The following is a 20,549-nucleotide window of genomic DNA, read 5'->3' on the forward strand; positions in this document are numbered from 1 at the left end:
ATGAATGCACCTGTGAATACCCCCCAACGCCCTGCCCTGGCCATCGCCCGCGAACTGGCCAGGCAGTTTGCCCAGACCGCGGTCGAGCGCGACGAGCGCGGCGGCACGCCAAAAGCCGAGCGCGACGCCCTGCGTGACAGCGGCCTGCTGTCGCTGGTGATCCCGCAGGCCTTCGGCGGCCAGGGTGCCAGCTGGCACGACACCTTCGCGGTGGTGCGCGAGTTCGCCCGGGTCGACAGCTCAGTCGCCCATGTGTTTGGCTTCCATCACCTGATGCTGGCCACCGTGCGCCTGTTCTCGCGCCCGGACCAATGGCAACCGTGGTTCGAGCAGACCGCCCGCAAGCAGTGGTTCTGGGGCAATGCCCTGAACCCGCTGGACACCCGCACGGTGGTCAAGCACTTCGATGGCTGGTGCGAGTTTTCCGGCAAGAAAAGCTTCTGCTCCGGCGCCAGCGACTCGGAAATGCTCATCGCCTCGGCGGTGGACGAACGTGCCGGCGGCAAGCTGTTGATCGCCGCCATCCCCAGTGGCCGCACCGGCATCAGCCTGCACCGCGACTGGAACAACATCGGCCAGCGCCAGACCGACAGCGGCAGTGCCACCTTCGAGCGGGTACGGGTGGAGCACAACGAACTGCTGCTCGACCCGGGCCCCCTGAGCACGCCGTTTGCCGCCCTGCGTCCGCTGATTGCCCAGTTGCACTTCGCCAACCTGTTCCTCGGCATCGCCGAGGGGGCGTTCGAGGAGGCCCGCCAGTACACGCTCAAGGAAAGCCGGCCGTGGTTCCGCTCCAGCGCCGCCAGCAGCGCCGAAGACCCATATGTGCTGCGCCATTACGGCGAGTTCTGGGTCGGCCTGGAGAGCGTGCGCCTGCTGATCGAACGGGCCGCACGCCAGCTCGATGCTGCCTGGGCCAGGGAGCACGCCCTCACGGCACAAGAGCGCGGCGACCTGGCCCTGGCCATCGGCACCGCCAAGGTCGCCGCCAGCCGCCATGGCCTGGACATCTGCAACCGCCTGTTCGAAGTCACCGGCGCACGCGCAACTCATGCCTCGCTGCGCTTCGACCGGCACTGGCGCAACCTGCGCACGCAAACCCTGCACGACCCGGTGGACTACCGCATCCACGAACTCGGCGAGTGGGCCCTCAACGACAAGCGCCCTGCCCCATCCTTCTATTCCTGAGGATTGCCCATGCAACTGCTGACCCTCCCCCCGTCCCCGACTCTGGCCACCTCGATCCGGGCCACCGCACAGGTTTTCGAAGACCCCCGGTCACAGGCCCTGCTCGCCCACCTGCAACAGGTCGCCCCCAGCGAGGCCAGCGTGCTGATCATCGGCGAAACCGGCACGGGCAAGGAGCTGGTCGCACGCCACATCCACAACCTCAGCGGCCGGCGCAACGGCCCGTTCGTCGCGGTCAACTGCGGTGCCTTCTCCGAATCGCTGGTCGAGGCGGAGCTGTTCGGCCATGAAAAAGGCGCCTTCACCGGGGCTTTGGCGGCCAAGGCCGGCTGGTTCGAGGAGGCCAACGGCGGCACGCTGTTCCTTGACGAAATCGGCGACCTGCCGTTGCCGATCCAGGTCAAGCTGCTGCGCGTGCTGCAGGAGCGCGAAGTGGTGCGGCTGGGGTCGCGCAAGAGCATCCCGATCAACGTGCGGGTACTGGCGGCGACCAACGTGCAACTGGAAAAGGCCATTAACGCGGGGCATTTCCGCGAAGACCTGTACTACCGGCTGAACGTGGTGACCTTGCAGTTGCACCCATTGCGCGACCGCCCCGGGGACATCCTGCCGCTGGCCCGACATTTCATTCGCAGCTACAGCGACCGGCTGGGCTACGGGCCGGTGGAGCTGAGCGCCAAGGCCCAGGCCAAGCTGGTGGAATACAGTTGGCCGGGCAACATCCGCGAACTGGAGAACGTGATTCACCACAGCTTGCTGACCTGTGGCGACGGTACGGTGCAGGCGCAGGACCTGCGCTTGTCCAACCTGCGTATCGAACGGCAGGAAGAAGAGCCGGCGGGCAATGGTGTGGAGGATCTGCTACAGCGAGCGTTCAGCCGCCTGTACGAAGAGCAGTCGGGTGACCTGTACGAGAAGGTGGAAAATGCCCTGCTGCGGTCGGCGTATCGGTTCTGCCATTACAACCAGGTGCATACCGCGCAGTTGCTGGGGTTGTCGCGCAACATCACCCGCACCCGGCTGATTGCGATCGGCGAGTTGGTGGTGAACAAACGGCGGGGGCAGGAGCAGCAGGTGCTGGATAACCGGGTGGTGCGGTTGTCGATCTGAACGCTTGTAAACCTGTGCCGGCCCTTTCGCGGGTAAACCCGCTCCCACAGGGGCCGCGCCAAGCTTGAGATCGGCACAGTACCTGTGGGAGCGGGTTTACCCGCGAAAGGGCCGGCACAGACACCCAAATTGCTAGTTCTGGTCGCCTCCGCGATCATCCCCAACATCATGGTCAGCCCCATCATCAGCGCCATGCCCTACACCGTGGGGCTCGCCCACGTCGTGATTCGCTTCGTGATTCGCCTCATGGTTGGCTTCGTGATTGGCTTCATGATTTGCTTCGTGGTTGGCCTCGTGGTCGGCGCCATCATCAGCACCATTGCGCCCGCGACCATCATGGCCAGGGCCGCCATGCCCACCACCATCGCCACTATGCCCGCTGCCACTGCCGCCGTGGCCACCACCCGAGCCACCGCCGCCGCTACCACCTCCTCCACCGCCATGACCACCGCCGCCACCGCTACCACCACCTCCGCCGCCATGGCCACCACCACCGCCGCTGCCTCCGCCACCACCACCGTGACCGCCACCGCCGCCACCACCTCCACCTCCACCATCCTTCGCATACGCGCTGGAGGTACCGCCAATGGAGTCCGGCACCAACACGGCCGAAGCCGACAACACTGCACCGATAGCCAAAGCCAACAAACATTTCCTGAGCATCATGAGCCTCCGCTTGGAGTAGCACCGGGTTGCACTACGCACCCTGTGATTTCCGGCCCCCCATGGGGCGACCTGCTAACCAGCGCGGCCATCCATCTGCAGCGGTTGAACGAGATCCATCTAGGCCTGCTGGCCATATATTTCAGAATGTTTCTTGATTTTTTGAGCGTAGCCACACCGCTTCGCTTGTCACCGACCGGTCATCAGAATGGCTGGCTCGCCAAAGGCCGCTGCACCATGGCCTGGCGAGCCGGATTGCTCAGGAGGCCGCGCGGGGCATCAGATCATACGGGTGCTTCCACCCTGGCAACGCCTGGATTCGCGCCTTCCATGCCTCGATGTGGGTGAACTGCGCCAACGCAATGCCAGTGTCCTCCGGCATGAACACATACCCGGCCAACGACAGGTCAGCGATCGTCAGCCGGCCACCGACCATGAATGGCGTCTTCGCCAAGTGCGCGTCGACAATACGGTAGGCTGCCACAGCACGTTCACGCAGGAACCGGGTCACATCCGTTTCACCGGTTTTCTTCAGGCAGAAAAGAAAGCGCAGCGCCGCGTAGTAACTGGTGAACTTGTGGTTGTCGAACAGCATCCAGCGCCAGATCTCGCGCTTTTCGTCTTCGTCGCGGGGGCCGAACTGCCCGGTTTTTTCCGCAAGGTAATCGAGGATCAGCGCAGACTGGGTGAAAGATTTGCCGGCGTGTTCCAGCACCGGCACCTCGCCCTGCTCGTTCACTTCGTCGCGCCAGGCTTGTTCGCGTGTCTGGCCATTGAAGAAGTCGACGAACACCGGCTGCCAGTCCTGACCAGTGAGCTCAAGCATCAGGGCAGCTTTGTAGGCGTTACCGGATTCGGCGAAACAATGCAGCTTGTAGTCGGGCATGAGTGAGAACCTTCAGTGTCCATTGAATGATTGGGCCATCAGCCCGAGCAGATCACGCCTGGCTCGCCAGGGTCAATGGTCCCTGTGGGAGTTGGCTTGCCGACGATGGCGGCAAAATAGCCCCGGCAATCTCCAGCGTGAACAAGGGAACTACCACCCCATCTGTGCTTTCTTAAACACTGAGTGGTTCCAATTACTTGCGCTTCACGCTACTGGAGAACACACCATGCGCCACCTACTCCTCGCCCCTGCGCTGCTGCTCCTGCTGCCTGCCGGTGCTGCCCTGGCTGACGTCGACGCAGGCGACGTCGCAACCTCGGCCGGTGTTTCCGCCTCGCTCTACTCGACCTTCAAGGACGACAAACGGATCATCCCGGCGCGTGACGAGCTTTCGGCCTACGTCGCCAGCGGTGGTGCAATCCGTGGCGCCTATGTGGAGTCGGCGCTGGAACAAGCCCGCAAGGACAACCCTGGCCTGCAGGCCAATGATGAAGAGCTGGCCCGGGCCCTCCTCTCGCAGGATGACCGCATAGCCGATCATTGATTGAGGTAAGCCTGCACCGGCCTCTTCGCGGGTAAACCCGCTCCCACAGGGGACCGCACCGGGCTTGAAGTCGGTGCGGTTCCTGTGGGAGCGGGTTTACCCGCGAAAGGGCCGGCACAGATAAAACCTCAACCCCAGCCATCCATGCGCATGGTAGCCCTTACCAGCCGCTGCTCTTCCTGCTCTATCTCCCGCAAACTGTCGCGGATCCCGTTGATATGTTCGCGCGCCGCGCGCTGCGCCTGCTCGGGCAGCTGCTCCATCACCGCCTGATACAACCGCGCATGCTGGCGGTCGATCTGGCGCTTCTGCGCCGGCCGGCAGTAGAGGTTGTTGACCGAGGCGAACACCGTGCTCAAGGTCAGGTCACTGAGCGATTGCAGGGTATGCACCAGCACCGGGTTGTGCGACGCCTCGCTGATGGCCCGGTGAAAGGCATGGTCGCGACGGGCATGTTCACGGGCATCTGCCAATTCAGGGGCTTCGTGCGCAGCCAGCATTTCCTCATAGCGCCGACGAATCAGCAAACGGTCGACCTCGGTGGCCCGCAACGCCGCCAGACGCGCCGATTCGGCCTCCAGTAACGCCCGCACTTCCAGCAGGTCGAACAGCGTGCGCGGCTGCGAGCTGAACAGGTGCATCAACGGCGTGGCGCCCGCCTGGCCCGTCAGGTCGGCCACGAACGAGCCCCGCCCCTGCTCGGTGTCGATGATGCCGCGCCCACGCAGGATACGCAGGCCCTCACGCAGCGCCGAGCGCGAGCAGCCCAGCTTTTCCACCAGGCGTCGCTCCGACGGCAGGGCCTGGCCCACCTTGAGCACGCCGTCGACGATCAGCCGCTCGACCCGTTCGGCCACCTGATCGGCGACCTTGGCCTTCCCTTCAGTACCCACTTCGCACCCTCCTGCTGGTAGGACCACCTAAACCACCTGCCTCAATCTAGCCGGGCAAAGGCGTCAATAACCAGTGCCCGCCGCAAAAACTGGTAGGACCAGTCAACCCCCCACTCGACCCCGGTCGCGACCACGCGCAGGCTGCAGGGGTGAGCGCTTTGCCAACAACAACAAATACCGTTGCCGAGTGAGCCGATGAATATCCTGTACGACGAACGTGTCGATGGCGCGCTGCCCGATGTGGACCGGGGCGCCCTGCTGCAAGCGCTGCGCGCTGACCTGCCGGACCTCGAGATCCTGCACCGCGAGGAAGACCTCAAGCCTTATGAGTGCGACGGCCTCTCGGCCTACCGCACGGTGCCGCTGCTGGTGGTGCTGCCCGAGCGCCTGGAGCAGGTGCAGACGCTGCTCAGGCTCTGCCACCAGCGTGGCGTGCCGGTGGTGGCACGCGGCGCCGGTACCGGCCTGTCGGGCGGCGCCCTGCCACTGGCCAAAGGTATCCTGCTGGTGATGGCGCGCTTCAATCGCATTCTCGAGGTCAACCCGCAAGGCCGCTTCGCCCGTGTGCAGCCCGGCGTGCGCAACCTGGCCATCTCCCAGGCGGCCGCGCCCCACGGCCTGTACTACGCGCCGGACCCGTCCTCGCAGATTGCCTGCTCCATCGGCGGCAATGTCGCCGAGAACGCCGGCGGCGTGCACTGCCTGAAGTACGGCCTGACCGTGCACAACCTGCTCAAGGTGGAAATCCTCACGGTCGAGGGCGAACGCCTGACCCTCGGCAGCGATGCCTTGGACAGCCCCGGTTTCGACCTGCTGGCACTGTTCACCGGCTCCGAAGGCATGCTCGGCATCGTCACCGAAGTCACCGTCAAGCTGCTGCCCAAGCCCCAGGTGGCGCGGGTGCTGCTGGCCAGCTTCGACAGCGTCGAGGACGCCGGCCGGGCAGTGGCCGAAATCATCGCTGCCGGGATCATCCCCGGCGGCCTGGAGATGATGGACAACCTGGCGATCCGCGCCGCCGAGGACTTCATCCATGCCGGCTACCCGGTGGACGCGGCGGCCATCCTGCTGTGCGAGCTGGATGGCGTCGAGGCCGATGTACACGACGACTGCGAACGGGTCGCCGCCGTGCTGGGCCAGGCCGGTGCGCGTGATGTGCGGCTGGCCTGCGACGAGGCCGAGCGCGTGCGCTTCTGGGCTGGGCGCAAGAACGCCTTCCCTGCGGTGGGGCGCATCTCGCCAGACTACTACTGCATGGACGGCACCATCCCGCGCCGCGAACTGCCGCGGGTGCTCAAGGGCATCAGCGAACTGTCCGACGAATACGGCCTGCGCGTGGCCAACGTGTTCCATGCCGGCGACGGCAACATGCACCCGCTGATCCTGTTCGATGCCAACCTGCCAGGCGAGCTGGAACGTGCCGAAGCCATCGGCGGCAAGATCCTCGAACTGTGCGTGGCCGTGGGCGGCAGCATCACCGGCGAGCACGGCGTGGGGCGCGAGAAGATCAACCAGATGTGCGCACAGTTCAACAGCGACGAAATCACCCTGTTTCATGCGGTGAAGGCCGCCTTCGACCCACAGGGCCTGCTCAACCCCGGCAAGAACATCCCTACCCTGCACCGCTGCGCCGAATTCGGCGCCATGCACGTGCACCATGGGCAATTGCCCTTCCCCGAACTGGAGCGTTTCTGATGAGCATGGACCGCGACATCAGCCAGGCCCTGCTGGAGCAGGTAAACCAGGCGCTGAACCAGGCCACGCCACTGCGTATCCAGGGCGGCAACAGCAAGGCCATGCTCGGCTGCCCGGTGGCCGGCGAGGTGCTCGACACCCGCAGCCACCGTGGCATCGTCAGCTACGACCCGACCGAACTGGTGCTGACTGCCCGCGCCGGTACGCCGCTGCGCGAGATCGAGGCGGCGCTGCACGAAGCTGGCCAGATGCTGCCCTGCGAACCACCGCACCTGGGCCCCGACGCTACGCTGGGTGGCATGGTCGCGGCGGGGCTGTCGGGCCCAAGGCGGCCGTGGGCCGGGTCGGTGCGCGACTATGTGCTGGGCACGCGGGTGATCACCGGCCACGGCAAACTGTTGCGCTTTGGTGGCGAAGTGATGAAGAACGTTGCCGGCTATGACGTGTCGCGGCTGATGGCTGGCAGCTTCGGCTGCCTCGGGTTGCTGACCGAGGTATCGCTGAAAGTGCTGCCACGCCCGCGCCAGTGTCTCAGCCTGCGCCTGCCGATGGGCCGCCACCAGGCGTTGGCGGAGCTGGCCGAATGGGGCCAGCAGCCGCTGCCGATCAGCGCGGCCTGCCATGACGGCGATGCGCTGTACCTGCGCCTGGAAGGCGGCGAAGGCTCGGTGCAGTCGGCACGCCAGCGCCTGGGTGGCGAAGCGCTGGACAGCCGCTTCTGGAGCGACCTGCGCGAGCAGCGCCTGGCGTTCTTTGCCGGCCCCGCGCCGCTGTGGCGCTTGTCGGTGCCCAACGCCACCGGCGAGCTGGAGCTGCCCGGCCAGCAGCTGATCGACTGGGGTGGCGCGCAGCGCTGGCTCAAGTCCACGGCACCGGCACAGGAGATCCGCGAGCAGGTCGCCAAGGTCGGCGGCCACGCCACCTGCCATGCGCCTGGCGCTGCCAGCAGCCCACCGCTGTCCGCCGCGCTGATGCGCTACCACCGTGCGCTCAAGCAGCAACTCGACCCCCAGGGGGTATTCAACCCTGGCCGCCTGTACCCGGACCTGTGAGGCCAGACCATGCAAACCAACCTGAGCGAAACCGCCCGGCAACTGGCCCGCGCCGACGAGGCCGAAAGCATCCTGCGCTCCTGCGTGCACTGTGGTTTCTGCACTGCCACATGCCCCACCTACCAGCTGCTGGGCGATGAACTGGACGGCCCACGCGGACGCATCTACCTGATCAAGCAGATGCTCGAAGGCGCGCCGATCACCGCCAGCACCCAGTTGCACCTGGATCGCTGCCTGACCTGCCGCAACTGTGAAACCACCTGCCCTTCCGGGGTGAAGTACCATGACCTGCTGGACATCGGCCGTGGCTTTGTCGAACAGCAGGTGCCACGGCCGCTCGGCCAGCGCCTGCTGCGCCAGGGCCTGCGAGCAGTGGTGCCACGCCCCGCGCTGTTCAAGGCCCTGACCCGAAGCGGCCAGGCCCTGCGCCCGCTGTTGCCGGCCACGCTCAAGCGCAAGCTGCCGGCGCGGGTCACCGCCCCCGGCCAACGCCCCGCACCGCGCCATGCGCGTCGGGTGTTGATGCTGGAAGGCTGCGTGCAACCGGCCCTGTCGCCCAACACCAATGCCGCCGCCGCACGCCTGCTGGACCGCCTGGGCATCAGCGTGGTGCCGGTTCAGCAGGCCGGCTGCTGTGGCGCGGTGGATTACCACCTCAATGCCCAGGAGCAAGGCCTGCAACGGGCGCGGCGCAATATCGATGCCTGGTGGCCTGCCATCGAAGCCGGCGCCGAGGCCATCGTGCAAACCGCCAGCGGCTGCGGCGCGTTCGTGCGTGACTACGGCCATCTGCTGGAAAAGGACCCGCGCTACGCCGCCAAGGCCGCACGGGTCAGCGCCCTGTCCCGCGACCTGGTGGAGGTGCTGCGCGACGAGCCGGTCGAGCAACTGGGCCTGTGCGCCGAACAGCGCCTGGCCTTCCATTGCCCATGCACCCTGCAGCACGCGCTGAAGCTGGGGGGTGCGGTGGAGGCGTTGCTGACACGCCTGGGCTTTACCTTGACCCCGGTGCCGGACGGCCACCTGTGCTGCGGCTCGGCCGGCACCTATTCGCTGACCCAGCCTGAGCTGTCGCTACAACTGCGCGACAACCGCCTCAACGCCCTGGAAAGCGGCAAACCGCAAGTCATCGCCACCGCCAACATCGGCTGCCAGGCCCACCTCGACGGGGCCGGGCGCACACCGGTGCGGCACTGGATCGAAATCGTCGAAGCAGCCTTGAACCCGGAGAACCACCATGCATAGCAAGCCCGTTATCGGCCAGGCCGAAGTCGCCCGCGTGCTGACCGCCGCCCGCCAGCAAGCCCAGGCGCAACAATGGAACGTGACCATCGCCGTGGTCGACGACGGCGGCCACCCGCTGGCCCTGGAGCGCCTGGACGGCTGCGCGCCGGCCAGTGCCTACATCGCGATGGAAAAGGCCCGCACCGCCGCGCTGGGGCGCAAGGAGACGCGGGATTACGAGGAAATGGTCAATGGTGGCCGTACCGCTTTCGTCACCGCGCCGCTGCTGACCAGCCTTGAAGGTGGCGTGCCACTGCGGGTGGATGGGCAGGTGGTGGGGGCGATCGGCGTGTCCGGGGTCAAGTCCGAGCAGGATGCCCAGGTGGCCAAGGCCGGGGCGGCTGCCCTCTGAATCCTGTACCGGCCTCTTCGCGGGTAAACCCGCTCCCACAGGTGCTGCACAGGCCTCGGGCTTTGTGAAAGCCCTGTGGGAGCAGGTGGTCCCACAGTACTGCGCAGGTCTCAGGCCCTGTAGAAGCCCTGTGGGAGCGGGTTCACCCGCGAAGAGGCCGGCAAAAGCAACAGTTATCCAGAAGACTGAACATCGAGCGAACAGACAATGCCAAACCATCCACTCCAGATCGCCCCCACCCTGCAGCGTTTCATCGAAGACGAAGTCCTCCCCGGCACCGGCATCGAAGCCCGCACCTTCTGGCAAGGCTTCAGCGCGCTGGTCCACGACCTCGCGCCGCAGAACCGCGCCCTGCTCGCCGAACGCGAGCGCCTGCAGGCGGAGCTGGACAACTGGCACCGCCAGCACCCCGGCCCGATCCGTGACATGGCCGCGTACCAGCAGTTCCTGCAACACATCGGCTACCTGGTAGAGCCCCCGGCCAGCGTGCAGGTCAGCACCCGCAACGTCGACCGCGAGATCGCCGTGCAGGCCGGCCCGCAACTGGTGGTGCCACTGAGCAATGCCCGTTACGCCCTCAACGCCGCCAACGCCCGCTGGGGCTCGCTGTACGACGCCCTGTACGGCACCGATGCCATCGCCGAGACCGATGGCGCCGAACGTGGCCAGGGCTACAACCCGCGACGCGGCGCCAGGGTGATCGCGTATGGCCGGCAGTTTCTCGACACCGCTGCCCCGCTCGACGGTGCGTCGCACAACGATGCCAAGGCCTACGCGATCAACCAGGGCACGCTGCAGGTAACCCTGGCCGACGGCCGCCAGGCAGGGCTCAGGCACCCCGCGCAACTGCGTGGTTACCAGGGTGAGCCGAACACGCCAACAGCAATCCTGCTGCAGCATCACCAGCTGCATTTCGAAATCCAGGTCGACCCGGCCAACGCCATCGGCCAGCAGGACCCGGCCGGGGTCAAGGACATCCTGCTGGAGGCTGCGCTCACCACCATCATCGACTGCGAAGACTCGGTAGCCGCCGTGGATGCCGACGACAAGGTCAACGTCTACCGCAACTGGCTCGGCCTGATGAAAGGCAACCTCAGCGAACAGGTCAGCAAGGGCGGCAAAACCTTCGACCGCACCCTGGCCGAAGACCGTCACTACCACGGCGCAGACGGCCAACCACTGACCCTGCCAGGCCGCTCGCTGCTGTTCATCCGCAACGTCGGCCACCTGATGACCAACCCGGCCATCCACGACCGCGATGGCCGGGAAATCCCGGAAGGCATCCTCGATGCTGTGGTCACCAGCCTGATCGGCCTGCATGACCTCAAGCGCCGTGGCAACTCCCGCGAGGGCAGCCTGTACATCGTCAAGCCGAAGATGCACGGGCCGGCCGAGGTGGCCTTTGCCGACCAGCTGTTCGGCCGCGTCGAAGCCCTGTTGGGCCTGCCCGCACACACGCTGAAGATGGGCATCATGGACGAGGAACGGCGTACCAGCGTCAACCTCAAGGCCTGCATCGCCAGCGCCGCGTCACGGGTGGTGTTCATCAACACCGGCTTCCTCGACCGCACCGGCGACGAGATGCACACAGCCATGCAAGCCGGTGCCATGCTGCGCAAGGGCGACATGAAAGGCAGTGCCTGGATCCAGGCCTACGAGCGCAGCAACGTACTGGTGGGGCTGGCCTGTGGCCTGCGCGGCAGGGCGCAGATCGGCAAGGGCATGTGGGCCATGCCCGACCTGATGGCGGCCATGCTCGAACAGAAAATCGCCCAGCCCAGGGCCGGTGCCAACACGGCCTGGGTGCCCTCGCCCACCGCCGCGACGCTGCATGCGCTGCACTACCACCAGGTGGATGTGGCGGCCGTGCAGCAAACGCTGGAACAGATAGACCTGAATGCCCAGCGCGCCGAGTTGCTGCATGGCCTGCTCAGTGTCCCGGTCAGCCCCGAGCGGGCCTGGAGCGCAGCCGACATCCAGGCCGAACTGGACAACAACTGCCAGGGTATCCTCGGTTACGTGGTGCGCTGGGTCGAGCAAGGGGTCGGCTGTTCCAAGGTGCCGGATATCCATGACGTGGGCCTGATGGAAGACCGCGCGACCCTGCGGATTTCGGCGCAGCACATTGCCAACTGGCTGCACCACGGTGTGGTCGATGCCGACCAGGTCGAGGCGACCTTGCAGCGCATGGCCCGCGTGGTCGACCAGCAGAATGCCGGGGACCCGGCGTACCGGCCGATGGCCGCCGGTTTCGAGGCATCGCATGCTTTCCGCGCGGCGCGGGAGCTGGTGTTCAAGGGGCGTCAGCAGCCCAGTGGCTACACCGAACCGTTGCTGCATGGCTGGCGTTTGCGCTTCAAGCAGGAAGTCGGCCGCTGATGCCGACAGGGGCCGCTATGCGGCCCGATCGCCGGCAAGCCAGATCCCATTCGTACTGCACAGGCTTCAGGCCTGGTGTGATACCTGTGGGAGCCGGCTTGCCGGCGATGAGGCCGGGGCAGGTGTAATCAACTTTGCGGATCGACCACCACCGGCTCGCCTATCGCATAAAAATGCCCGCCCGCCACATAGTGCAGGCTGCGCCACTGCGGGTCGGCATGCTCGTAGGCCCAGTGGCCATCACGGAACACCCGGTCATCGGCCCAGGCCGCTACCACCTCGCCAATGAACAGGTCGTAAGTGTTCTGATTGTGCGGCTCGTCGATCACCCGGCACATCAACCAGGCCGAGCAGCCCTCCACCAATGGCGCTGCATGCCCCTCGACCCGCGCCAGCTGCACACCAATGTTGGCGAGCTTGTCGGGCTGGTCGAACAGGCTGCGGGTACCCACCTGATGGGTCAGCTGCGCCTGCGCCGCGGTTGGCACCTGGATCACGAACCAGCCACTGCCCTCCACCAACTGCCGGGTGCGGGCGGTCTTGTCGAGCACCATGGTCACCTTGGGTGGGTCGAAATCCAGCGCACAGGCCCAGGCAGCTGCCATCACATTGTCCACCCCTTTGTGGCTGGCCGACACCAGCACCGTCGGCCCGTGGTTCAGCAGGCGATAGGCCTTTTGCAGGTCGACGGCTTGGAAATGGCTGTTCATGACAATCCTCGGCAAGGCGGATAGCGGGCGGCAGATTGTGCCGCAGGCGCCGTCCTCCCGCCAGCTTGGGTGTCATTCCGGTATCTTCAGAAAAGCCCTACGCACCGCTCGGATGCGTCCTACTTGTTGCCCCTGCCTACTGAAAACATGATCGGCACTGGATGACGCAAGGTCGCGATCCAGAGGAGGCTCCGCATGCACCTGTACTCCCGCCCCACCGCCGAATTGCGCAGTACCCTGCGCGAACTGCTGGCCCATGACATCAGCAACCCGGAACAAGACCCCCACTTGTCGGGGGTGATGTTCTTCTGCGCCACCGATGAACGCTCCCGGCAACTGATCGAGCGTATCGAGTTGCTGGCCAGCGAGGTGTTCTTCGACCCGAAAGGGCGAGCCATTAGCGAGCATATGAAAGCGGCTGCAGTGGAAGGCGTGCGCATCAAGCGCAACCGCAAGGCGCCGGCGGACGAGACGGTGATACGTATCGCGCTGGCGGACAAGGGCTACATCACGGTGAGTACTGCCCGGATCTGAGCATCAGCTTGCGGTCTAGCTCTTGTAGGAGCGGCCTTGTGTCGCGAAAGGGCTGCGCAGCAGCCCCGGGAATTCAGCCTGAACGCAGATATCGCCGGGGCTGCTACGCAGCCCTTTCGCGACACAAGGCCGCTCCTACAAAGCCAATCCGCTATCCTGAGCACTTCCCCGCTCCGGACCGCTCCATGGAACTGCACATTCGCCTGGAAGGCCGCAAAGGCCTGGCCGACCAGCTTTACCAGCAACTGCGCGCCGGTATCGACAGCGGCCACCTGGCCGCCGGCACCCAACTGCCGCCCAGCCGCCTGCTGGCAGAGCAGTTGGGCGTGTCGCGCAAGACCGTCGCCGAGGCCTATTCCCGGCTGACCTACGACAACCTGCTGAGCGGCGTGGTCGGCCGGGGCACCTTCATCACCCCGCGCCAGCCGCTGCGCAGCAGCGAATCGACCACCACTCCCCTGGCCGGTGCCGCGTCGCTCGAGCGCTGGCAGCAGCGCGCCACCGTGCTGAGCCAACGCCAGCTGGAGGCTCCCTCGCGTTACGACTTCATCGGCGGGGCCTCGAGCAAGGCGCAGTTCCCGTTCGACCAGTGGCGCAGTTGCCTGAACCATGCCCTGCGCTGCAGCCAGCGCCACCCCGAGCGGCAGTTCCCGGCCCAGGGCCTGCCAGAGCTGCGCGAGGCCATCGCCCATCACATCGCCTACGCCCGCGGCGTGCACTGCAGCGCCGCCGACCTGCTGGTGTGCAACGGTGCCCAGCAGGCTCTGGACCTGATCGCCCGGGTACTGGTCGAGCCAGGTTGCCAGGTGGCCATGGAAGACCCCGGCTACCCGCCGGCTCGGCAACTGTTCCTGGCCCTGGGCGCGCGACTGCAATCGGTACCGGTAGACGATGAAGGGCTGTGCGTGGAACAGATCGCCGACGGCACCCGGCTGATCTACGTGACGCCCTCGCACCAGTTCCCGCTGGGCATGCCGATGAGCGAGCCACGCCGGCACGCCCTGCTGGCACGGGCCGCCGAGCTGGGTGCTTTGATCATCGAAGACGACTACGACTGCGAGTTCCGCTACCACGGGCCAGCCGCAGACGCGTTGCAGCGCCTCGACCGCCATGGCCTGGTGGCCTATGTGGGGACCTTTTCCAAGACCTTGCTGCCCGAGCTGCGCCTGGGCTACGCCATACTGCCGCCCGCCGTGCTGAAGGCCGCCTGCGTGGCCAAGCACCTCAGCGACTGGCACAGCCCGACCCTGTTGCAGTGGGCACTGGCGCGCTTTCTCGGCGAAGGCCACCTGAACAAGCACATCCGCCGTTGCCACGAGGTCTACAGCGCCCGTCGCGAACGCATCCTCGCGCGATTGGGTGGCGACCTGGCACCGTGGTTCAGCGCCATCCCCGCCAGCGCCGGCTTCCACCTCAGCGCCCTGGCCAAACCTGGGGTCGATGTCGAGCTGCTGGCCAACCTCGCACGCAAGGTGGAGGTCGGCCTGTACTCGCTGGCGCCGTTCTTCAGCGAAGCGCCAGTGCGCCCTGGGCTGTTGCTGGGCTTCGGCGCCATCGAGCTGCTGGACATCGACCCGGCGCTGGACCGGGTGCGCGACACCCTGCAGCGCCTCAGTTGACCGGCGCGGCCTTGCCCGCCGTTACCGGGCGGGCAATCGCCGCAGCATAACCGCGTGGGTTGAAGCACGCGGTAACCACCAGCATCGCCACCACGGTCACGGTCAGCAGCGTCCAGGAGGCCTGGAAATCACCGCTCGCATCGCGCAACCAGCCAGTAATGTACGGCACGATGCCGGTGATGATGAAGCCGATGCCCTGTACGAACGCCGCCAGGCTGCCAGCCTCGGCAGGCGTTTTCAGGTGCTCCAGGGTCAGCGTCAGGCTCTGGCTGAAGCAGGCACCCAGGCCGAAACCGATCATCGCCACCCACAGCCCTGCGGCCAGCGTGGGTGCCAGCAGCAGGCCGAGGAAACCCGCCAGCTGGATCGCCAGGGCCAGCCACAGGCCCGGGCGCCGGTCTGCCCAGCGCCGCAGCAATAGCGGCAAGCCCAGTGCGCCGGCCACCTGGAAGATGGTCATCAGGCCAACCAGGTCGGCGCCGCCCTGGGCGCTGCCGCCATGCTCGATGTGATAGGCCGGCAACCAGGCCACCATGCTGGTGTAACCTCCATTGATCAAGCCGAAGTACAGCGCCAGCAACCAAGCCCTGCGCGTACCGAACCAGTGCCCGCCGGTGGCACCGGCCAGCTTCGGCGCCTCCTGGCGTGGCCGCAGCACGGCCCAGGCCAGCACCGCCAGCACTGCCGGGATCGCCCACAGGCCCAGGCCGACCTGCCAGTGGCCGAAGTAGCCACTGATGTGTGGCCCGAGCACGGCGGCCAGGCCGCCGCCGCTCATCAGCGCTGCCGAATACAGGCCCATCGCCCCCGCCAGGCGGCCGGGGAACCAGCGGTTGACCAGCCCCGGCATCATGCCCTGCACTACCGCCACCCCCAGGCCGGCGACCACCGCACTGGCAATCAGCGCCCAGGCGCTGTCCAGTTGCAGGCGCCACAGGCAAGCCAGGGCAATGGCTGACAGGCCAGCGAGCATGCCGCCATGCTCACTGATCCAGCGCCGCAACCAGGGTTGCAGCAAGGGCACCAGGCCCATGCACAGCACCGGCAACGCCGTCAGCAACGCCGCCTGCTGGTAACCCAGGCCAGTGCTGGCGCGCATGGGTTCGAGCAACGGGCCGATGCTGGTCAGTATCGGCCGCAGGTTCAGTGCCAGCAGCATGACCAGCAACAGGTTCAATGCCGCTCTCATTGTGCGTTGGCCTGTTTCCATTCAAGGTACAGACCGGCCTCGCCGCTGGGCTTCAAGGCGCGCAACGGCAGGCTCTGCTGCTGAGGCGGGCGAGCCATCTGTGCATATACCGCCGCAGTGGACAAGCCGTAGGGTTCGCCCTCGGCGTTGTCGTAGGCAAACCAGGCCCGCTCGATGCCGCACAGGTGCATGGCCGCCAGGCACATCGGGCACGGGTGGCCGGTGGCGTAGATCTCGGCGCCATCCAGGCGCGCCTGGCCCAGGGCGTGGCTGGCCTTGCGGATGGCCTGCATCTCGGCGTGGGCGGTGGGGTCCTGGGTGCTGTGAATCTCGTTGACCGCACGCGCCAGCACCTGCCCCTGGTACACCAGCACAGCGCCGAAGGGCCGGCCACCGGCCTTGATGTTGGCGCGGGCCAGGTCGAGCGCTTCGCGCATGTAGCGTTCTTCGGACATGAATCGGTTCTCCTGTTGCAAGACCTGGTCATTATCCGGCCTTGGGCGGCCTGGCAGAAATGAAGAGATTGGATGCCTGTCAGTGGCCTCCAGAATGGTCGATTGGCCTCCCGCTTATGCGCGCGATTGGCTATCGGGCAGGCCAACGGGCGGCGCTACAGTAGCGCCATCCCCACCCCACACCCTTTGGAGACAGCCATGCACAACCGTATCGAATGGGCCAAGCACGCCCCCGAGGCCTACAAAGCCATGGTCGGCCTGGAGCAGGCCCTGGCCAAGAGCGGCCTGGAGAATTCCCTGCTGGAACTGGTGCGCCTGCGAGCTTCGCAGATCAACGGCTGCGCCTATTGCGTCAACCTGCACGCCAACGATGCGCGCAAGGCCGGTGAGACCGAGGCACGCCTGCAGACACTGTGCGTCTGGCAGGACACCGCCTACTTCACCCCGCGCGAGCGTGCTGCGCTAGCCTGGGTGGAAAGCCTGACTCGGCTGCCCGAGCACGGTGCGCCGCAGGGGGAATATGAAGCCTTGCAGGCACACTTCGAGCCGGCCGAGGTGGCCAACCTGACCCTTGCAATTGCCACCATCAATGCCTGGAACCGCTTTGGGGTCGGGTTTGCCATGGTGCCGGCCTGATTATTCCTGGTTGCCAGTCCCGGCCTCTTCGCGGGTAAACCCGCTCCCACAGGTACAGCACATTTTTCAGATTCTGTGAGTCCCCTGTGGGAGCGGGTTTACCCGCGAAGAGGCCGGTACAGGCAACAGCTCAACGCCCGGCCAACCGCGCCCGGTAGCTGCCGGGGCTCTGCCCGGTCCACTTCTTGAACGCCCGGTGAAACGCACTGGGCTCCTGAAACCCCGTCTGCTCGGCAATCTCGGCAATGCTCAGCTCACCTTCGCGCAGCCGCTCGAAGGCCATTGCCCGGCGCACCTCATCCTTGATCTGCTGGTAAGAACGCCCCTCCCGCTCCAGCTGCCGACGGAAAGTACTGGCACTGACCCCCTGCTGCTGCGCCAACGCCGCCAGCGTCGGCCACTGCCCATAGCGCCGCGCCCGCAGGTGTCGGTACACCTCGGCCACCAGCCCGTTCTGGTTGCGAAAGCGAATCACCAGCCCCTGCGGCGCGCTGCGCAGGAAGACCTTCAGGGCCGCCAGGTCCTGCACCACCGGCAGGCGCAGGTAGGCGCTGTCGAACTCCACCTCGGTGCGCCCGCTGCCCAGGCGCAGGTCCGGCCCCCACAGCAGCAGGTCGTCCTCCTGGGCCGGGCGCGATACCGCCAGCTCGGTGCGGTCGATGGCAATCCGCCGCCCGGCCAGCCAGCACAGCATGCCGATCATCAGCACCAGGTAGGTTTCCTCGGCATACACCCGGGTCAGCGGGTCGGCGATGCTCGACTGCACGCTGATCAGCGCCCGCCCGCCACGCACCGTCAGGCTGCCGCGCAAATCGCGCAGGAACAAGCCAAAACCGCCCATGCACTGGCGCAAGGCCTTCTCCAGGTTCGGCTCCAGGATCAGGCCCCGGCAGATCAGCGCGAAACTGCCCAGCGGCATGCCGTGGCTGTCGAGGCGGAAGAACTCGTCGTCCAGGCGCTGGATCAGCGCCAGCCACAGCTGGGCGAAGGCCTTGGCCGGCACACGGGCCTGGGGCTGCTGGAGCAGTTGCGGGTCGATGCCCACCGCACGCAGCTGCGCATCGCGTTCGGCGGGGCAGTCGCGCAGGGCGTGGAGCATGGCATTGAGGAAGTACACGGCGACCGAATCGCTATCGCGCATGGCGGTTTTCGCTGTCTATGCTGAGTGGCAAAAAGTGCCAGGTTGTCTGAACAGTTCCGGCATAGGCTGCAACAGTGCCTTTGCCTAGACTCGGTCCCACTCCGGGATCGCCGGCCATTCTCGCAGAGCCTGGCCCGGTCCCGCCATGCCTTCGCAATCGGAGCCCCTATGAGCAGCGCAGAAATCTACGTCGTCAGTGCCGTCCGTTCAGCCATTGGTGGCTTTGGCGGTTCCCTCAAGGACCTGCCGCTGGCCGACCTGGCCAGCGCCATCACCCGTGCCGCCATTGAGCGCTCGGGCGTGGCCGCCGAGCAAATCGGCCACTTGGTGATGGGCACGGTGATCCCCACCGAACCGCGTGACGCCTACCTGGCCCGCGTAGCGGCAATGAACGCCGGCATTCCCAAGGAAACCCCGGCATTCAACGTCAACCGCCTGTGCGGCTCGGGCCTGCAGGCCATTGTCTCGGCGGCCCAATGCCTGCTGCTGGGCGACACAGATGTAGCCGTGGCGGCGGGCGCCGAATCCATGAGCCGTGGCCCGTACCTGCTGCCGCAGGCCCGGTGGGGCGCCCGCATGGGTGACCTGCAAGGCATCGACTACACCGTCGGTGTGCTGCAGGACCCGTTCGAACATTTCCATATGGGCATCACTGCCGAGAATGTTGCGGCCAAGCACGGCATTACTCGCGAAATGCAGGACGAACTGGCCCTGACCAGCCAGCGCCGCGCTGCCCGCGCCATTGCCGAAGGCCGCTTCGCCAGCCAGATCGTTCCGCTGGAACTGAAAACCCGCAAGGGCAGCGTGCAGTTCAGCACTGACGAGCATGTACGTGGCGAGGTGACCGCCGAACAGCTGGCAGGGATGAAGGCGGTGTTCAAGAAAGACGGCACCGTTACCGCCGGCAACGCCAGTGGCATCAATGACGGCGCTGGCGGCCTGGTACTGGCCAGTGGTGATGCGGTGCGCCGCCTGGGCCTGAAGCCGCTGGCACGCCTGGTGGGCTATGCCCACGCCGGCGTCGAGCCTGGACTGATGGGCCTGGGCCCGATCCCGGCCACCCGCAAGGTGCTGGAGAAGACCGGCCTGAAGGTGCAGGACCTGGATGTGATCGAGTCCAACGAAGCGTTCGCCGCCCAGGCCTGCGCAGTGGCCCGCGAACTGGGCTTCGACCCGGAAAAGGTCAACCCCAACGGCTCGGGCATTTCCCTGGGTCACCCGGTGGGCGCCACCGGCGCGATCATCGCCACCAAGGCCATCCATGAGCTGCAGCGCATCCAGGGCCGCTACGCCCTGGCCACCATGTGCATCGGCGGCGGCCAAGGCATCGCCGTAGTCTTCGAGCGCGTCTGAGGAAACCTGACACATGAGCATTGAACAGATTGCCGTGATCGGCGCCGGCACCATGGGCAACGGCATTGCCCAGGTATGCGCGGTGGCCGGCTACCAGGTGCTGCTGGTGGACGTTTCCGACGCGGCGCTGGAGCGCGGCGTGGCCACCTTGAGCAAGAACCTCGAGCGCCAGGTCAGCAAAGGCACCCTCGATGCGGACAAGGCTGCGGCCGCGAAAACGCGTATCCGCACCAGCACCGACTACACCCAGCTCAGCGGCGCGCAGCTGGTGATCGAGGCCGCGACCGAAAACCTGCAGCTCAAGCAGCGCATCCTGCAGCAGGTAGCCGCCAACGTCGCCGCCGACTGCCTGATCGCCACCAACACCTCGTCACTGTCGGTCACTCAGCTGGCGGCCAGCATCGAGCACCCCGAGCGTTTCATTGGCGTGCACTTCTTCAACCCGGTGCCGATGATGGCGCTGGTCGAGATCATCCGTGGCCTGCAGACCAGCGACAGCACCTACGCCCAGGCGCTGCTGGTGACCGAAAAGGTCGGCAAGACCCCGATCACCGCCGGCAACCGCCCGGGCTTCGTGGTCAATCGCATCCTGGTGCCGATGATCAACGAAGCGATCTTCGTGCGCCAGGAAGGCCTGGCCAGTGCCGAGGACATCGACACCGGCATGCGCCTGGGCTGCAACCAGCCGATCGGCCCGCTGGCCCTGGCCGACCTGATCGGCCTGGACACCCTGCTGGCGATCATGGAGGCCTTCCATGAAGGCTTCAACGACAGCAAGTACCGCCCTGCCCCGCTGCTCAAGGAAATGGTCGCGGCCGGTTGGCTGGGGCGCAAGAGCGGCCGCGGTTTCTTCACCTACTGAGGAG

20 protein-coding genes are annotated in these 20,549 nt (G+C 66.3%); 13 read left to right on the top strand and 7 right to left on the bottom strand.

Annotation, left to right across the window (positions count from 1 at the left end):
* Together RIN61_RS01240 and sfnR are read left to right on the top strand one after the other, a co-directional pair.
* On the top strand, positions 1 to 1,188 hold the full coding sequence (locus RIN61_RS01240; RefSeq protein WP_313855361.1) for an acyl-CoA dehydrogenase family protein: 1,188 nt from the start codon (positions 1 to 3) through the stop codon (positions 1,186 to 1,188).
* Between the two features lie 9 nt (positions 1,189 to 1,197).
* Positions 1,198 to 2,298 carry a sigma54-dependent transcriptional activator SfnR gene (gene sfnR / locus RIN61_RS01245; protein WP_085593485.1) on the top strand — a complete coding sequence of 367 codons (1,101 nt, stop codon included), beginning with the start codon at positions 1,198 to 1,200 and terminating at the stop codon, positions 2,296 to 2,298.
* A 197-nt stretch (positions 2,299 to 2,495) separates the two neighbouring features.
* On the opposite strand, the gene RIN61_RS26675 is transcribed toward sfnR, so the two are convergent.
* Together RIN61_RS26675 and RIN61_RS01255 are read right to left on the bottom strand one after the other, a co-directional pair.
* Positions 2,496 to 2,846, bottom strand: coding sequence for a hypothetical protein (locus tag RIN61_RS26675; protein WP_390899116.1), 351 nt, complete (start codon positions 2,844 to 2,846; stop codon positions 2,496 to 2,498).
* Positions 2,847 to 3,220: 374 nt separating this feature from the next.
* Positions 3,221 to 3,847: a glutathione S-transferase family protein gene (locus RIN61_RS01255; protein ID WP_025338720.1), complete on the bottom strand. Its 627-nt coding sequence runs from the start codon at positions 3,845 to 3,847 to the stop codon at positions 3,221 to 3,223.
* Between the two features lie 226 nt (positions 3,848 to 4,073).
* Here RIN61_RS01255 and RIN61_RS01260 point away from each other — a divergent pair, with 226 nt between their 5' ends.
* The gene (locus RIN61_RS01260; RefSeq protein WP_003260922.1) at positions 4,074 to 4,391 is read left to right on the top strand and encodes a DUF2388 domain-containing protein; all 318 of its coding nucleotides are present in this window, start codon (positions 4,074 to 4,076) and stop codon (positions 4,389 to 4,391) included.
* Positions 4,392 to 4,519: 128 nt separating this feature from the next.
* Here RIN61_RS01260 and glcC read toward each other — a convergent pair whose 3' ends face one another.
* Entirely contained in the window at positions 4,520 to 5,284 is a 765-nt protein-coding gene (gene glcC / locus RIN61_RS01265) for a transcriptional regulator GlcC (protein WP_112252700.1), read from the bottom strand.
* 195 nt (positions 5,285 to 5,479) lie between these two features.
* Between glcC and glcD the strand changes: the two genes are divergently transcribed.
* The 5 genes from glcD to RIN61_RS01290 all read left to right on the top strand — a co-directional run bounded on the left by glcD (position 5,480) and on the right by RIN61_RS01290 (position 12,046).
* Positions 5,480 to 6,979, top strand: coding sequence for a glycolate oxidase subunit GlcD (gene glcD, locus RIN61_RS01270; protein ID WP_112252701.1), 1,500 nt, complete (start codon positions 5,480 to 5,482; stop codon positions 6,977 to 6,979).
* The gene (glcE, locus tag RIN61_RS01275) at positions 6,979 to 8,031 is read left to right on the top strand and encodes a glycolate oxidase subunit GlcE (RefSeq protein ID WP_112252702.1); all 1,053 of its coding nucleotides are present in this window, start codon (positions 6,979 to 6,981) and stop codon (positions 8,029 to 8,031) included. The genes glcD and glcE overlap by 1 nt, the downstream gene beginning before the upstream one ends.
* A gap of 9 nt (positions 8,032 to 8,040) precedes the next feature.
* Positions 8,041 to 9,276, top strand: coding sequence for a glycolate oxidase subunit GlcF (gene glcF, locus RIN61_RS01280; RefSeq protein ID WP_112252703.1), 1,236 nt, complete (start codon positions 8,041 to 8,043; stop codon positions 9,274 to 9,276).
* The gene (locus RIN61_RS01285) at positions 9,269 to 9,667 is read left to right on the top strand and encodes a heme-binding protein (protein ID WP_112252704.1); all 399 of its coding nucleotides are present in this window, start codon (positions 9,269 to 9,271) and stop codon (positions 9,665 to 9,667) included. The genes glcF and RIN61_RS01285 overlap by 8 nt, the downstream gene beginning before the upstream one ends.
* Positions 9,668 to 9,874: 207 nt before the next feature.
* Positions 9,875 to 12,046 carry a malate synthase G gene (locus RIN61_RS01290; RefSeq protein WP_215521233.1) on the top strand — a complete coding sequence of 724 codons (2,172 nt, stop codon included), beginning with the start codon at positions 9,875 to 9,877 and terminating at the stop codon, positions 12,044 to 12,046.
* A gap of 128 nt (positions 12,047 to 12,174) precedes the next feature.
* Here the strand turns inward: RIN61_RS01290 and RIN61_RS01295 are convergent, their stop codons facing one another.
* Positions 12,175 to 12,756, bottom strand: a complete 582-nt coding sequence (locus RIN61_RS01295) for a flavin reductase family protein (RefSeq protein WP_313855367.1) — start codon at positions 12,754 to 12,756, stop codon at positions 12,175 to 12,177.
* Between the two features lie 195 nt (positions 12,757 to 12,951).
* On the opposite strand from RIN61_RS01295, the gene RIN61_RS01300 reads away from it, so the two are divergent.
* Complete coding sequence (locus RIN61_RS01300; RefSeq protein ID WP_112252707.1) at positions 12,952 to 13,290, top strand: hypothetical protein; 339 nt, start codon at positions 12,952 to 12,954, stop codon at positions 13,288 to 13,290.
* 185 nt (positions 13,291 to 13,475) lie between these two features.
* Complete coding sequence (gene pdxR, locus RIN61_RS01305) at positions 13,476 to 14,909, top strand: MocR-like pyridoxine biosynthesis transcription factor PdxR (protein WP_112252709.1); 1,434 nt, start codon at positions 13,476 to 13,478, stop codon at positions 14,907 to 14,909.
* Here pdxR and RIN61_RS01310 read toward each other — a convergent pair.
* Together RIN61_RS01310 and RIN61_RS01315 are read right to left on the bottom strand one after the other, a co-directional pair.
* The gene (locus tag RIN61_RS01310; RefSeq protein ID WP_112252710.1) at positions 14,902 to 16,098 is read right to left on the bottom strand and encodes a cyanate transporter; all 1,197 of its coding nucleotides are present in this window, start codon (positions 16,096 to 16,098) and stop codon (positions 14,902 to 14,904) included. The two genes, pdxR and RIN61_RS01310, sit on opposite strands and share 8 nt — an antisense overlap.
* Positions 16,095 to 16,553, bottom strand: a complete 459-nt coding sequence (locus RIN61_RS01315; RefSeq protein ID WP_112252711.1) for a nucleoside deaminase — start codon at positions 16,551 to 16,553, stop codon at positions 16,095 to 16,097. The genes RIN61_RS01310 and RIN61_RS01315 overlap by 4 nt, the downstream gene beginning before the upstream one ends.
* Positions 16,554 to 16,751: 198 nt before the next feature.
* Here RIN61_RS01315 and RIN61_RS01320 point away from each other — a divergent pair, with 198 nt between their 5' ends.
* Positions 16,752 to 17,189 (top strand): carboxymuconolactone decarboxylase family protein, encoded by a 438-nt coding sequence (locus RIN61_RS01320; RefSeq protein ID WP_112252712.1) that lies wholly within the window; start codon positions 16,752 to 16,754, stop codon positions 17,187 to 17,189.
* Positions 17,190 to 17,319: 130 nt separating this feature from the next.
* Here the strand turns inward: RIN61_RS01320 and RIN61_RS01325 are convergent, their stop codons facing one another.
* Entirely contained in the window at positions 17,320 to 18,330 is a 1,011-nt protein-coding gene (locus RIN61_RS01325) for an AraC family transcriptional regulator (protein ID WP_215520664.1), read from the bottom strand.
* Positions 18,331 to 18,498: 168 nt separating this feature from the next.
* Between RIN61_RS01325 and RIN61_RS01330 the strand changes: the two genes are divergently transcribed.
* Positions 18,499 to 19,683: an acetyl-CoA C-acyltransferase family protein gene (locus RIN61_RS01330; protein ID WP_112252714.1), complete on the top strand. Its 1,185-nt coding sequence runs from the start codon at positions 18,499 to 18,501 to the stop codon at positions 19,681 to 19,683.
* A gap of 13 nt (positions 19,684 to 19,696) precedes the next feature.
* Complete coding sequence (locus RIN61_RS01335; protein WP_112252715.1) at positions 19,697 to 20,545, top strand: 3-hydroxybutyryl-CoA dehydrogenase; 849 nt, start codon at positions 19,697 to 19,699, stop codon at positions 20,543 to 20,545.
* Positions 20,546 to 20,549 lie beyond the last annotated feature (4 nt).

Source organism: Pseudomonas inefficax (assembly GCF_032164165.1).
GTDB lineage: Bacteria > Pseudomonadota > Gammaproteobacteria > Pseudomonadales > Pseudomonadaceae > Aquipseudomonas > Aquipseudomonas inefficax.